Raw genomic sequence first — 13,206 nt, 5'->3', positions numbered from 1 at the left:
TTTCATTCTATATGGAAGATTTATACTGAATGTTAATGTACTGTAAAGATTAAATTAAAAAACTTCTAATAAACTATTTATTTCTATAGATTTTTTCTATAGTTAAAATAAAAAAGGCGGCATCATAATGAATCTCTTAAAATTAGAAATTGTAGTACTTATTAAGAAATACAAAAAGCTTACAATCGTTGCAGAAAAACTTGGCGTTAAACAACCAACTATTACTTTTCATATAAAAAGCTTAGAAGAAGAACTCGGTGTGTCTTTATTCGAATTACGTTCTGGAAGGTATTTCTTAACAGAGGCTGGTGAGGCTTTGCACCATTATGCTTGTAAAATAGATGCACTTATGAAAGAAGCTAGACGTGTCACGCAAGAGTTTAAAGATTTTCATAAAGGTGCTATAACAATCGGTGCTAGTTATGTACCAGCGACTTATCTTTTGCCAGCAGTCGTTCATCAATTTCAATGTGAATTTCCCAATATAAAAATAACGCTACTAGTTAAAACAGCCCCTGAAATTCGAATGATGCTACAAAATCACGAAATCGATCTTGGGATAATTTCCGCTGCTCCATTTGATGAACCACTTTTAAAACAAACGAATATAATGCCCGATACACTTGTTCTTGCCTTTTCCAAAGAACATCATTTTTCAAAGAAAGACAATGTATCGTTACAAAATATAGAAAAGGAACGCATACTATTGCATCGTAACCCATCTACAACAAGAGATTTACTTACACAATGGACGTTAGCGCATAACATTACATTCCAATCAGAAATTGAATTAGACTCATTAGAAACGATGAAACAAATTTTAAAATATGGTAATGGAATTGCCTTGATTTCTAAACTTGCTATCGAACAAGAAATACAACGAAATGAGCTATGCTATATACCAATCCCTGAATTTGAATTTCAGCGTAATATTTATACGATTCATCATGAGGACAGATGGAATTCTAAAATCATTTCTTTTTTACTACAGAGCATCACTTCATTTGCAACAAAAAATTAAAAGGCTGTCGTTATGCACGACAGCCTTTTAAACTATAAATCTATTTATTTTTCTTTGCCTCAATTTTTGCTTGCGCCTCTTCAGCCTTATCTAATGCTTCTGATACTTTCTTCTCTTTTTCTTTCACTTCATCTATACTATCGACAGCTTTAATAATTTTATCAATTCCTTCTTCTTCTACCTTTCTACGCTTTGCCACTCTTTCATTTACTTTCTCTTCCACATCTTTTGCTTTTTGAAGCATATTCTCTGCATTTGATGTTACAGCTTTTTCAAGTGCATCGTCTTTTTTCATTTGTAACACTTCATTTGCAATGTCTTTCGCTTCTAAATACTTACCGTCTTTTAATGCTGTTGCTCCGTGATCCATTTTCTCAGCAACTTCTTTATATGATTTCGCTTCATTTCCTGATTTCTCTTTTTCTGCTTTTTCGAACCACATTGTTGCATCACTATACTTTTCATCTTTCAATGATTGCATACCTGTTTCAATATATGTATCATAATTGCTACATCCAGCCATTACGACTAATAGAAAAAGCATAACAAAACTTAATTTTTTCATGCTGTTGTCTCCTTTTCTTTGCAAGCTCACTTTACTTTAACATACATGAAAAAGAGTTTCAAAAACTAAAATACTAATTTAGTCATTTTTATAATGATAAGTCAAATTTTTATTATTTTCTTATTTTTAAGCGGACACATCTAGTTGTTTTTTCGCCATATGTTGCTTTACTCCAACTAATACAACTAACAATAAACCTCCGCCTATTGTCATCATAACAATGCTAGTTGGCAACATATCTAATAGTAGTCCATATACAATCATACCAAGTGGTGCGATTGCAGTCGCAATTGTTTCAAGTAGGCCAAACACACGCCCTAGGTAGCTCGGATCTGTCGTTTTTTGCATATGTACTTGCATTGGAATGTTTACAATCATAATTGCTATACCAGTTAACATCATAAAAGCAATATAGTAAATAAAACTTGCTACTTTTGGAATAATAACTAACAACGGAAAGACTGTACATAAACTTAAACCTGCAAACAAAAACAGTCCAGTATAAATTGAACGAAACGGATTATTCACTTCTTTACGCACCGATAAAGCAATCGCACCAATTAACATCCCGACTGCTAACATTCCCTCTACAGTACCAAGTTGCTTTGAAGATAAATGCAATGTATGTACGATAATGTATGGAAGTGCAACGGTTAGACCACACGCAAAAAAGTTTACCCACAATGCTATTTTCATTAAACCATATATTTCATGTTTTCGTTTTATATATGAAAAACCTTCTTTTATACTCGTCAAGAAATGCTCTTTACTCTCAGCCACTTCTTTTTTATATAAATCAAATACAATAAATAATTGCAAAATAACCGCTAAAAAGAATGTAATGCTATTCAACAAAAAGAACGACTGAATTGAAAAGAAACCAAATACAACTCCGCCAATAATCGGCCCTAAAATATTTGATAAAGAAGCCGCCGTTTGATTTAAAGCACTCGCTTTTTGAATACGTCCTTCATCTACTAAACTCGGAATAGACGAAGTTAATGCAACGGAATAAAAACTTGCACAAATTGATAATAATGCTGCTGAAATATAAATAAAAAGAAGTGATGGTCCAAATATAGTAGCAAGAATAAACATACTAAGCATCGTTAAACTACTTAATAAATCAGTACCAATGACAAGCCATTTTCGATTGACGCGATCTGCTACAGCACCAGCAATTGGACCACAGATCATCCTTGGAAGTGATCCGCAAACGAGCGTAGTTGCAAACCCCATCCCTGAACCAGTAGTCTTTAATACGTATAACCCCATTGCGAACGTATAAATACCTGCGCCTAATAAAGACGTCATTTTTCCAATCATCATTAAAATGATGTTTCTCGTTGCAATCTTCATTCTTGAATCATGTTGTCCTATACTTATATCTCCCATTTTTGACTCTCTCCCCTTAAAAGTTAAATTGTGTTAAACTTATTATATAATCAACTTTCCGATTTTCACAACATAAAGTTAAATATAAAGGAGCAATAATATGGCAACTCTCGGCGAAAAAATTAAAGCATTAAGAAAAGAAAAAAAGCTTACACAAACAGAGCTGGCAGGTTTGGAACTGACAAAAAGTATGCTTAGTCAAATTGAAAATGGAAAAGCTACACCTTCTATGAAAACATTACAATATATTGCGGAAAAACTTGAATGTGAAATGAGCTTTTTATTAGAAGAAGATGAAGGAGAAATTGTGGAACTCATTCAAAAAATGGAGCCATTAATAAAAGCAAATAAATGCGATGAAGTATACAAGACTTTACTACCTATCGTTCAAACAGAGCTACCTTCTACTTTAAATACAGCTCGCTTATACAAACAATTTGTAACTGCTGCGACGATTATGAAAGATTACAACATTGAATCTTACGTAGAAAAAGCTGTTTCTATTTTTGAAAAATATAAGTTATATCGCGACAGTACAGAAACAAAATTAAAATTATCTTTTGCGATATTCACGCGTAAAAAGTATGCTGAATGTTTACAACTTATATATTATATTAGAAATGATTATGAGGAAAAACATTTAGAAATGGATCTCATTATACATATCGAGTTATGTTTATATGAAGCCATCATCTTACTAGCATGTGGCGATTATGAAAAATGTGAAGAAACGATATTAGAAGCACTCGCATTTTCAAAAAAGCATCAAGTGTATTATAAAACAGATGAATTTTACCGGATTTTATCTTACCAAAAAGTCATTACAGCTGATAAAGAACAATATTTATATTACATAAAAAAATCTGAGCAATTTGCCATTTTTACAGAAGATATTCTATCCATCGCAATTATTGATATTTTAAAAGCTTACTATTACAACACAATTACTAATGAATATACAATCGCATTAAAACATCTAGAACAATTTCGAGAAAAACTAAAAGATGAGCCAATTTTTCAAGACGATGGACTGTACTATCTTGAAAAAGGAAAGGCTTTGTACGGATTAAAACGTTACGAAGAAGCTTTACAAGCATTGCAACGTGGTATTATACCGGATTATATGAACCATCCACTGGATCAAGCGTGGCTTACAACAGCAGGTGCATATCGTGCACTTTGTTACGTCAAACTAAATGATAAAACAAGAGCTCTTGAAGAAGCAACAAAAGCAAATGAAATGATACAATCTTATCCAGATTCTATTTTCTCTGCATTTATTAAAGAAACATTACAAATAATACAAAAACTTTAAGAATGTCTCTAAATGGTATATTATTCCTCTTTTTTAGCAAAGATAATAATGATGGGAGGAATATAAATGAATATACAACGTGCAATAGAGCTTTCTATGTCAGCAAAACAAGCCAATGTCAATTTTCAAGGCATGCCTGTTATGATTCAACACGTCGATGAAAGCAATGAAACCGCCCGCATATATGAAGTAAAAAACCCAGGACGCGAATTAACTGTTCCAGTTAATAGCTTAGAGGAAATATAAGAAATGCCACTTCTCTTTTGAAGTGGCATTTTTCTTCTTTCAGATTACTTATTATAAATTTCTTCTATCCTTTATTTTACATGAGCTGAAAAAATAAGAATTTTCTACTTCTTTTCTTTTTGTGACCTGCTAAAATACAAACTATGGATTAATTATTCGTACTATACATTAAGGGGGAAAAATAATGGCATCTAATTTAGAAAAAAACAAGCCTTATTATGCAGTTATATTCACTTCTAATTTATCAAATGATACAACTGACTATAATACCGTTGCCGAAGAAATAGAAAAACTCGCAAAGCAACAACCTGGATTTTTAGGTGTAGAAAGTGCACGAGGTAATTCTGGGCTCGGAATAACAATTTCTTATTGGGAATCACTTGATGCAATTGAAAATTGGAAAAAGAACACCTTACATAAAGAAGCGAAAAAAAGAGGTCGTGAGCACTGGTATGAAAACTTCCACCTGCGTATTTGCCTTGTTGAGAAAGAATTTAAGTTTCATAGAGGCGATTTATAACTATGAAGAAAAAAGTAGCTCTCGTTATTGTTCATGAAATATATGGTGTGAACGACCATATGCATCACGCTACCCAGCACTTTACTTCATCTCATATAGACGTATTCTGTCCTAATCTTCTACAATTACAACATGCATTTCATTATAGTGATGAAGAAAAAGCATATGAACATTTTGTAAATCATATTGGATTTGATTATGGAAAAAAGCAAATTGAAGAATTCATTTCTCATCTTTCTAGTAGTTATACACATATTGGACTTATCGGCTTTAGTGTTGGAGCTACCATCTCCTGGCTATGTAGTAACAATCCGAAAATTGATTTTATTATCGGATGTTACGGTTCTCGTATACGTGACTATATTCATATAAAACCAACATGTGCTACCTTACTTATTTTCCCTGAAAAAGAATCTAGTTTTTCAGTATCCTCTTTAATTCACACATTGCAGCAACAAAAGAATCCTTTATTAGAAATAAAACAACTACACGGTGAACATGGATTTCTAAATCAGTACACTGAAAAATATAACGAGCACTCTACAAAAGAAGCATACAATTTAATAGATTCATTTCTTGTAAAGTGAAACTTCAATCAGTGGGGTGGGTTAATACTCCACTGATTATTCCCCCTCACCAATCGGGCTGTTAATGCGTGATAAAAACAATCTTATAAAGGAGATTTTTCAACCGCCTCTACTTACAATCTATTATCGTTTGCATTTTATTTTTTACTAATTGGATCTTATATGTAACAACTTTTTATTCGCTACTCCCCGCGAAAGTTAGTGAGTTCCTATTCCTACCCATTTGGTTTTTCCTTTGTATTTTAGGTTTTATAACTTTCTGGCGCGAATGGGGAATAATCGTGTATTCTCAATATGTATCGGTTTTCTTTCCTTGACTAGTTTTTTATTTGGGTTATTGTTGTTAGTTCTTTCGGGGATGTAATAGAAGAAGGAAGAAAAGCCAACTTTCAACTTTTCTTCCTTCTATGTTTACCTTTAGTTTTCACTGTCACTGATTCACAAGGTGTATAATATATTTGAGGTGTCGCCTTATCAACAAACATCATAAACGTAATAAAGCCGATAATAAAGAAAATAAATAACGTTAACAAAATTGCTCCTATCGTTAAAAGTATCATAACACCACCCCTATATTTTTCATGTTATTACACTTTTCGCTATGATATGAGCGTAATCCTTTTTAGAAAAGGAAACGTAACAAAATAATCACAATCACTCCCGTTAATACTGTACCTAATAAACTACGAGTATATATCGCTACAAGAAATGTTGGAATTGCTGCAATAAGATAATCCCACTGCATCGTTTCATGCATAAATAAAACTTGTGCTAAAAGCGCTGCTAATATCGCAATTGGTATGTAATTTAACCATTTTAAACCCCAGTCAGGAATTTGTAGTTTGCTAAATACAAGTAGAGGTAAAATACGTGGCACGAGTGTAACAGCTCCTGCTGCTAATAAAAGTAATAATACATCTAATCTCATTTCCATTTTTCAATCAACACTCCAATCGTCGCAGCTAGTAAGGTTGCGATAATAACCGCTATACTATTTGGCATAAATAGGTGTGAAACGTATGCGATAATAATCGCTACAATTGCAACACTTAAATGAATTGCTAGTTTCGGTTTACTACTTATGAGCTGAAGAACAAATAATCCGATAAACATCGCTGGTAATGCATAATCCATGCCGTATGTATGTGGATCTGGTATCCACTCACCAAATAGCCCGCCAATGATAGTAGCAAGAATCCAATTTAAATACGCTGTTACATTAAGCCCTATCATCCATCTTTCACCTAAATATCCTTTTTGCGCAGCATGCTGCACTGCAACGCCGAAAGTTTCATCTGTAATTTGCGAACCGATGATTAAGTTTTTAAATAGAGGAATTTTCGTAAAGTACGGTGCAAGTGCAGCACTCATAAGAAGGTGGCGCAAGTTAACAAAAAATACAGTAAAAATAATTGCGGAAGCAGGAGCACCCGCTGCATACATACCAGCTAATATAAATTGGGCAGAACCTGCATAAATTAAAGTGGACATAAACGCAATTTCAATGATGGAGAAACCAGCTGTTTTTGCAATTACACCAGCTGCTATACCGATGCTCAAGTAACCAAATACAGTTGGTAAACAATCTTTTACTCCTTGCTGAAATGTATCGTCACTCTGCAAAGCTACATGTGCCTGAGCTTTACTCATCTCTATCATCCTCCATTCCTTCTAAAGTTCGTTTTCCTGTTACGACATGAACTAAATCTATATTTTCACGCCATAACGTATCTAACTTATCAGCTCCAAATTCCTTTGTGATTTCTTCAACCATAATATCGTGCCGCACATACTCTGTAGCAACGAGAACTAGCGCTGGGTCATACGTTGTAACGGCCCATGAAGTGCTATCATTTGAGAAGTTCGCAATTAATACTTCCTCTCCATCACGAGCAATAACAGTTAAATGACCACCCATTCTCTTTTCAACAACGTGGGGCGTCATATAATTATGATGAAACGTCGCTCCTATTTTTGTTTCTGGAGCTCCAAATAAGATTGAAAATATATGTACGCCTTCCTCTTCCTTTTGATGAATGTATGGTTCAATTTCATGCACTTGTTCTTCCCATACAGAAACCCATAACTCTTCCTTAGCTCTACTAATTATATTGCATATTTCTTTCCAAACACGATCATTTGAACGAATATGCGAAATTACATCTATTTGTCGCTCTTGTTCTAAACAATTTAATTTCTCATCTAAAAATTCAAAGGACTTTTCAAAGTCTTTTCGCATTCGATTCATTAATTCGGTAGCTGGTACTGGTACATATTTAACTGGTTCAGAAGGTACAATATGCACTGCTCCTTTATCCATTAACTTACCGAGTACCTCGTAAATCATAGAACGAGGTACTCCTGTTTGTTTACTCACTTCATAGCCCGTTACTGGGGAATGTTTTAGTAGTCCAATATACGCTTTACATTCATACTGAGAAAATCCTAACTTTTGTAATTCCTTTATAATTTCATCCATCGGTAACCCCTCACAATCTAAATCGCCCTTACTTCAAAACGACGATTTTGCTTCCCTTTACTTTTTACTTTATCAATAACAAGTGTTCCTATTTCACTCGTATTTTTCACATGTGTGCCTCCACAAGCTTGTTCGTCTAAATTTTCAATTGTAACAATGCGGATTTCTTGGATAGTAGTTGGCAGGAGATTTATTGCTGTTTTAATCATTCCTACAGCATTTTCTGCTTCTTCGCGGCTCATATAACGAGTGGAAATTTCTTTATTTTGCTTAATAAGTTTATTCACTTCCTCAACAATTTCTTCTACTTCCACGCTCGATAACTCTTGTAACTCATTAAAATCGATACGTGCTTTATCAGGATAAATTTGATTTCCAGTGCATAGAGCTCCATACTTTTCATAAACAACAGCTCCGATAAGATGCAGTAAAGAGTGATGACGCATTAAATTATGACGCCTTTCCCAATTTATCTCTAATTTAACTGGACCTAACTTTACTTGTGCTTCATCTTTTATATAGTGAACTATTTCTCCTTGCTCCTTCTTTACTTTTTCAACTTCAAATACAGACCCATCTTGTACAATGACACCCGTATCACATTCCTGTCCTCCACCAGTTGGATAAAAAATTGTTTCTTTTACAAATACTTTATTCCCTTCTACTCTTATCACTTCTGTTTCGCAACTCGTTTTGTATGCATCTTCTAAATATAATGCCGTTGCCATACTCTCACCTCTTTAGTAGTTATAGTTATACCTACTAATATAAAAAAGACGCTTCATAAAGTCAATTGATAATTCTGAAATTTAAAATTAATAAAAGACTCCTTTATTAGGAGTCCACTATCTCAATATTTCATTCGCTTCTTTTTCATAAATTTTATCAAATGACGTCATAACACGCTGTGATGCTTGAATCATCTTTTGATCTGTCATAAGATCTGCCATCTCTTTCGTCATATCTACATTTGAATTTTCTAGCATATGATTTTTTACTATTCCTGTTCCGTTCGGTAAATTAGCAATGTTTCCTTCTGCTAGTGTAAAGCTTTTGTTTTCACGTTGCACGAGACGTGCATTCGTTTCTGCATCTACTGTTTTTGTTTGCAAACGAGCAATATTATTTTGTGTTACTTCATCATATAATGTACCGTCTGCTTGGACAGCAACCTTTGCTCCTTCCGGAATACGAATACGCTCATTATTCTCTCCCATTACGAAAGCACCTGAAGATGTTTGTAAATATCGATCACTATTTAATGTGAAACTACCATCTCTCGTTAAAAACGTTTCATCATTTTTAGAAGTAACAAAAAATGATGTTGTGCCGGCCGCGCCGTCATCTAAAAAGAAATCTGTAGCGCTATTTGTCATTTGTATATTTCCTTGTACTAAATTCACATGCGTTGCAGCTGGTACTACAGCATAATCGACCGAACCGATATTTGTTACCGCCCCATCTCCGCGGCGATATGTGTCTTGTACATCAAATACTTTAGACGTCATATTTTCTGCTTTAAATCCTGTCGTTTGAGCATTTGCAACGTTATTCGAATGAACATTAATACGCTGCATGTAATTCATCATGCCCATAGAACCTATATAAAGACCGTTCATATTCGTTTGAATAAGGCAAGCGCCTTATTCTTCACCTCTTTTCTACGATGTTTGTAACATTTGTTTTGCTAAATGTTCAGCTGTAGCGATATGTATATTTTTCTTTATGTCTTGTCCGTCTGTCATTAATACAATAGGAGCTGATGATACTGCTGGAATTTTCAACAATTCGCCACTACTTGCTGTTTCATCAAATTTCGTAAACACAATACCATCTATATGAATATCTTTAAAGTTTGTAATAATTTCAATCATATCTTTACTTTTCATCGAAGCTGATAACGTTAAACAAATATAATCTGGTTCTACCTGTCCCATCGTTTCAATCATTTCTTCCACTGTTTCTGACGTACGATAATTTTTTCCGGCTGTATCAATTAAAATATAATCGACACGCGCTTCTTCTTTAAAATACGTAAGCGCTCTTGTCATTGCAGCTTCATCACGCACAGCAATTACTTCAGATCCAATTGTCTTTACGTTATCTTGCAATTGCTGCACTGTCCCTATGCGCGAATGATCGGTCGTTATAAAACCAACTGTTTTGTTCTTACCGTGAAATTGCCATGCCATTTTCGCAAGTGTCGTCGTTTTACCAACGCCAGTTGGACCTATTAATGCAATTGTTTGTACTTCTTTTTCAAAGACGTTTTCCGTATTAAAATGAGATTTCATATCTTCCAATATGTACCTGATAACTTCTTCTTCCGTAATCATCGTTGCATTTTCAAACTTTATTTTTAACTTTTCAGCATATGCATGAATGAAATATTGTTCCACATCGTTTTGTTCTAGCATCCGAATTACTTTTTGAATAATAAACGGTACAGATTCTTGATTTTCTTTCTTTGGAGCTACTTCTTCTTTCTTTACTGGAACGACTTGTTTCACAACTTTTTTCTTTTTCGTTACTTTCGTTACTTCCGTTTCTTTCATCGGTTTTACAACGACGATTCCTTTTTCAAACAGCTTTAATAGTTTCTCTTTTTTTCTTGCCCATTCTTCACTATTTCCTGTTTGCATCGCCGCGTATGACATAGAAGTCGTTACGTTTTCTAAATTGTGCAGTACTGATTGAATTCCATTCGCCTTCACAATTTGTTCTGAAGGATCATTCACAACATCCATTAACTGTTCATGAAATTGAGCTGTACCTTCATTCACTTCTTCCTGTTTTTCTTCTGGAAAAGCAACTAACATTTCATAATCCTTTTTCCAAAAAAACGGTATATTTCGTTTTACACTTTCATCGACAACGTAATAATAATCTGTACCATATTGGTCAAATAACTTTCGATACAATTCATTTTTCGAAGCTGCTTTTATTCGCATTAACGCTTCTTTTTTTTCTGTACTTTCCATTACTTCACCCCCTACTATTCAATATAGGCAATTTGATCCACAACAATTTCTGGTGCTAATTCGCTAATACAAAGTACTTGTGCTTCCACTTGATAACGTTCTAGTAGTCTTACAATCGCAAATCTAAAATCTTTTCTACGTGTTAATAACACTGGTTCTCTTCCCATTAAACGTGCTTGCTTAAAGACGCGCTGCACTTGCTCAACGACACGTGTTTCTAAATCTAAATCCCAATTTAATAAGTAACCTTGATATGAATTATTCACAACATCCGCATCTAACTCGATTGAATCAGAGAAGAGCGCTGCATATATTTTTCCGTCCGGATTTTTCGCATTTTCACAAATAACTTTTGAAATACATTCACGAACAAATGATGTCACACCATCAACGTGGTTTTGATAAATTTCTTTGCCGTCAATAATACCTTCAATAATTGTTGGTAAATCACGAATAGAAATACCTTCTTTTAGAAGTTGTTTAATAACATTTTGAACGAGTGATAAATCAATTTCTTTCTTCTTAATCTCTTCTAATAGAACGCCATTATCATTTTCAAGCGAGTTAATTAAGTCTTTTACATGTTGGCGCTGAATTAATTCATGAAGATTACGTCTAACTACAACATCTAAATGTGTAATTAATATGCTAAGTGGCTCTAACACTTGATAGCCTTTCATTTGTGCATCTTGCACCATATGCTCTAAAATCCAATATCCATCTTCACCGAAAATTGGATCTTTCGCTGGCTCTGCATCTAAATCAGCCATTACGTTTGGTGTTTTCAGTGCTAATAAATAACCTGATTTTAAAACACCTTCAGCCGCCTTCGCACCTTTAATTCGAATAATGTAACGTCCGCGTGGTCTAAAACTCGTATTATCTTTAAAGTTAATTCCAGGAACGTTAATACCAAGGTCAGTAATAATTGACTTCCTCATAAGAACAACTTTATCACGCGCTGTTTCCCCGTTAATTTTCTGCTTTACAAGTGCTGCTAAATCTAAACCGAGTTCTACTATAATTGGATATTTATCCGTAAATACTCCAAATGAATCTTCCACTTGTTGCAGTTGCTCATCTTCGCCTTGAATCATTTCTATTTCTTTTTGAAGCTCGTCTTCTTTTTCTTTCTTTATTCGATTTTTATTACGAATTCCTAAGAAGATAATTGTTCCGCCAACGAGTGCGAATGGTAGAAATGGTAGCGGAGTAAAAATACCCATTGCGATAAATAAACCACCGAGCGCATATACAACGACTTCATGCGCTAATAACTCTTTAAAGATACCTTCTGTTACTGTATCCGGTGAACCGTCAAATACACGAGTTACGATAATACCAGTTGAAATCGCAAGCATAAGCGATCCAATTTGGTTTACGATTCCGTCACCGACAGTTAACTGTGTATAATGAAGAGCCGCATCTGCAAAGCTCATCCCTTGCTGCATCATTCCGACAATTAAACCGAAAATAATGTTTACGAATAAAATGACAATCCCGAAAATAACGTCCCCTTTAATGAACTTTCCGGCACCATCCATCGCCCCGTAAAACTCTGTTTCCATATTTAATTTTTTTCGTTTTGCTTGTGCATCTTTTTCTGAAATAATACGCTGGTTTAAATCAGCATCGATAGACATTTGTTTCCCTGGTAAAGAATCAAGTGTAAAACGAGCTGCTACTTCAGCTGTACGAGACGCACCATTTGCAACGATAAACTGGAATATGATTAATACTGTAAAAATAACGATACCAATTAATAAGTTTCCGCCAATTACGAACTGGCCGAACTCTTCAATAACATGACCTGCATTTCCATCTGTCAAAATCGCTCGCGTCGTCGAAACGTTAATCGATACGCGGAAAATCCCGATTAATAACAGCATCGTTGGAAATGACTTTAATTCATCCCACTCGTTAATACTTGTCGCTCGCATATAAATAAGCACTGACATACTTAGTAGAAAAACGATAATAATATCAAGTATAAATGGTGGAAGTGGAATTAGGAGCGCCACTACGAATGACGCTGCTAAAAAGATAGAAAAATAGGTTCTTGCAGAATCTATCTTAAACAAAGAGATCTCCTCCAAA

Annotated in this window: 15 protein-coding genes and 1 pseudogene; 6 read left to right on the top strand and 10 right to left on the bottom strand. The window is 34.3% G+C overall.

Annotation, left to right across the window (positions count from 1 at the left end; translation table 11 throughout):
- The first annotated feature begins 127 nt into the window (after positions 1 to 127).
- Entirely contained in the window at positions 128 to 1,021 is an 894-nt protein-coding gene (locus tag MR169_RS13985; protein ID WP_001050594.1) for a LysR family transcriptional regulator, read from the top strand.
- 40 nt (positions 1,022 to 1,061) lie between these two features.
- Here the strand turns inward: MR169_RS13985 and MR169_RS13980 are convergent, their stop codons facing one another.
- Together MR169_RS13980 and MR169_RS13975 are read right to left on the bottom strand one after the other, a co-directional pair.
- Positions 1,062 to 1,586 carry a DUF4398 domain-containing protein gene (locus MR169_RS13980; RefSeq protein ID WP_044796742.1) on the bottom strand — a complete coding sequence of 175 codons (525 nt, stop codon included), beginning with the start codon at positions 1,584 to 1,586 and terminating at the stop codon, positions 1,062 to 1,064.
- Between the two features lie 126 nt (positions 1,587 to 1,712).
- Positions 1,713 to 2,981, bottom strand: coding sequence for an MFS transporter (locus tag MR169_RS13975; protein WP_000502481.1), 1,269 nt, complete (start codon positions 2,979 to 2,981; stop codon positions 1,713 to 1,715).
- 100 nt (positions 2,982 to 3,081) lie between these two features.
- Here MR169_RS13975 and MR169_RS13970 point away from each other — a divergent pair, with 100 nt between their 5' ends.
- From MR169_RS13970 to MR169_RS13950, 5 genes and pseudogenes are all read left to right on the top strand, one after another.
- A complete protein-coding gene (locus MR169_RS13970; protein ID WP_016117527.1) occupies positions 3,082 to 4,296 on the top strand; it encodes a helix-turn-helix domain-containing protein in 1,215 nt (404 codons plus the stop codon).
- A 66-nt stretch (positions 4,297 to 4,362) separates the two neighbouring features.
- Positions 4,363 to 4,542 carry an H-type small acid-soluble spore protein gene (locus MR169_RS13965; protein WP_242319560.1) on the top strand — a complete coding sequence of 60 codons (180 nt, stop codon included), beginning with the start codon at positions 4,363 to 4,365 and terminating at the stop codon, positions 4,540 to 4,542.
- 184 nt (positions 4,543 to 4,726) lie between these two features.
- Positions 4,727 to 5,062, top strand: a complete 336-nt coding sequence (locus MR169_RS13960; protein ID WP_242319559.1) for an antibiotic biosynthesis monooxygenase family protein — start codon at positions 4,727 to 4,729, stop codon at positions 5,060 to 5,062.
- 2 nt (positions 5,063 to 5,064) lie between these two features.
- Complete coding sequence (locus tag MR169_RS13955) at positions 5,065 to 5,649, top strand: dienelactone hydrolase family protein (RefSeq protein WP_242319558.1); 585 nt, start codon at positions 5,065 to 5,067, stop codon at positions 5,647 to 5,649.
- Between the two features lie 95 nt (positions 5,650 to 5,744).
- Positions 5,745 to 6,013: pseudogene (locus MR169_RS13950) on the top strand (hypothetical protein); the annotation flags it as partial.
- 25 nt (positions 6,014 to 6,038) lie between these two features.
- Here MR169_RS13950 and MR169_RS13945 read toward each other — a convergent pair.
- The 8 genes from MR169_RS13945 to flhA all read right to left on the bottom strand — a co-directional run bounded on the left by MR169_RS13945 (position 6,039) and on the right by flhA (position 13,190).
- Complete coding sequence (locus tag MR169_RS13945) at positions 6,039 to 6,209, bottom strand: DUF3951 domain-containing protein (protein WP_000602236.1); 171 nt, start codon at positions 6,207 to 6,209, stop codon at positions 6,039 to 6,041.
- Positions 6,210 to 6,271: 62 nt separating this feature from the next.
- Positions 6,272 to 6,583 carry an AzlD domain-containing protein gene (locus MR169_RS13940; RefSeq protein ID WP_000425943.1) on the bottom strand — a complete coding sequence of 104 codons (312 nt, stop codon included), beginning with the start codon at positions 6,581 to 6,583 and terminating at the stop codon, positions 6,272 to 6,274.
- Entirely contained in the window at positions 6,574 to 7,299 is a 726-nt protein-coding gene (locus MR169_RS13935) for an AzlC family ABC transporter permease (protein WP_000030481.1), read from the bottom strand. Before MR169_RS13935 ends, MR169_RS13940 begins: the two co-directional genes overlap by 10 nt.
- Positions 7,292 to 8,128, bottom strand: a complete 837-nt coding sequence (locus MR169_RS13930; RefSeq protein ID WP_242319557.1) for a TrmB family transcriptional regulator — start codon at positions 8,126 to 8,128, stop codon at positions 7,292 to 7,294. Before MR169_RS13930 ends, MR169_RS13935 begins: the two co-directional genes overlap by 8 nt.
- A 17-nt stretch (positions 8,129 to 8,145) precedes the next feature.
- Complete coding sequence (locus tag MR169_RS13925; protein ID WP_000179557.1) at positions 8,146 to 8,856, bottom strand: alanyl-tRNA editing protein; 711 nt, start codon at positions 8,854 to 8,856, stop codon at positions 8,146 to 8,148.
- A 117-nt stretch (positions 8,857 to 8,973) separates the two neighbouring features.
- Positions 8,974 to 9,747 (bottom strand): flagellar basal-body rod protein FlgG, encoded by a 774-nt coding sequence (locus tag MR169_RS13920; RefSeq protein ID WP_001013934.1) that lies wholly within the window; start codon positions 9,745 to 9,747, stop codon positions 8,974 to 8,976.
- Positions 9,748 to 9,789: 42 nt separating this feature from the next.
- Positions 9,790 to 11,109, bottom strand: coding sequence for a flagellar biosynthesis GTPase FlhF (gene flhF, locus MR169_RS13915; RefSeq protein ID WP_242319556.1), 1,320 nt, complete (start codon positions 11,107 to 11,109; stop codon positions 9,790 to 9,792).
- Between the two features lie 14 nt (positions 11,110 to 11,123).
- On the bottom strand, positions 11,124 to 13,190 hold the full coding sequence (gene flhA, locus MR169_RS13910; RefSeq protein WP_000472534.1) for a flagellar biosynthesis protein FlhA: 2,067 nt from the start codon (positions 13,188 to 13,190) through the stop codon (positions 11,124 to 11,126).
- Between the last annotated feature and the right edge of the window lie 16 nt (positions 13,191 to 13,206).

The sequence above is a fragment of the Bacillus cereus group sp. BfR-BA-01349 genome, assembly GCF_022663795.1.
GTDB classification, from domain to species: Bacteria; Bacillota; Bacilli; order Bacillales; family Bacillaceae_G; genus Bacillus_A; species Bacillus_A cereus.
The sequence above is the reverse complement of the archived record's forward strand: the minus strand, read 5'-3'. Positions and strand labels throughout refer to the sequence as shown.

Bases quoted from the DNA above. Each gene is read 5' to 3' on its own strand.
- MR169_RS13975 (WP_000502481.1), bottom strand. From the start codon at position 2,981: ATGGGAGATATAAGTATAGGACAACATGATTCAAGAATGAAGATTGCA.
- MR169_RS13930 (WP_242319557.1), bottom strand. From the start codon at position 8,128: ATGGATGAAATTATAAAGGAATTACAAAAGTTAGGATTTTCTCAGTAT.
- MR169_RS13985 (WP_001050594.1), top strand. From the start codon at position 128: ATGAATCTCTTAAAATTAGAAATTGTAGTACTTATTAAGAAATACAAA.
- MR169_RS13965 (WP_242319560.1), top strand. From the start codon at position 4,363: ATGAATATACAACGTGCAATAGAGCTTTCTATGTCAGCAAAACAAGCC.
- MR169_RS13980 (WP_044796742.1), bottom strand. From the start codon at position 1,586: ATGAAAAAATTAAGTTTTGTTATGCTTTTTCTATTAGTCGTAATGGCT.
- MR169_RS13935 (WP_000030481.1), bottom strand. From the start codon at position 7,299: ATGAGTAAAGCTCAGGCACATGTAGCTTTGCAGAGTGACGATACATTT.
- flhF (WP_242319556.1), bottom strand. From the start codon at position 11,109: ATGGAAAGTACAGAAAAAAAAGAAGCGTTAATGCGAATAAAAGCAGCT.
- MR169_RS13970 (WP_016117527.1), top strand. From the start codon at position 3,082: ATGGCAACTCTCGGCGAAAAAATTAAAGCATTAAGAAAAGAAAAAAAG.
- MR169_RS13955 (WP_242319558.1), top strand. From the start codon at position 5,065: ATGAAGAAAAAAGTAGCTCTCGTTATTGTTCATGAAATATATGGTGTG.
- MR169_RS13945 (WP_000602236.1), bottom strand. From the start codon at position 6,209: ATGATACTTTTAACGATAGGAGCAATTTTGTTAACGTTATTTATTTTC.
- MR169_RS13925 (WP_000179557.1), bottom strand. From the start codon at position 8,856: ATGGCAACGGCATTATATTTAGAAGATGCATACAAAACGAGTTGCGAA.
- MR169_RS13920 (WP_001013934.1), bottom strand. From the start codon at position 9,747: ATGAACGGTCTTTATATAGGTTCTATGGGCATGATGAATTACATGCAG.
- MR169_RS13960 (WP_242319559.1), top strand. From the start codon at position 4,727: ATGGCATCTAATTTAGAAAAAAACAAGCCTTATTATGCAGTTATATTC.
- MR169_RS13940 (WP_000425943.1), bottom strand. From the start codon at position 6,583: ATGGAAATGAGATTAGATGTATTATTACTTTTATTAGCAGCAGGAGCT.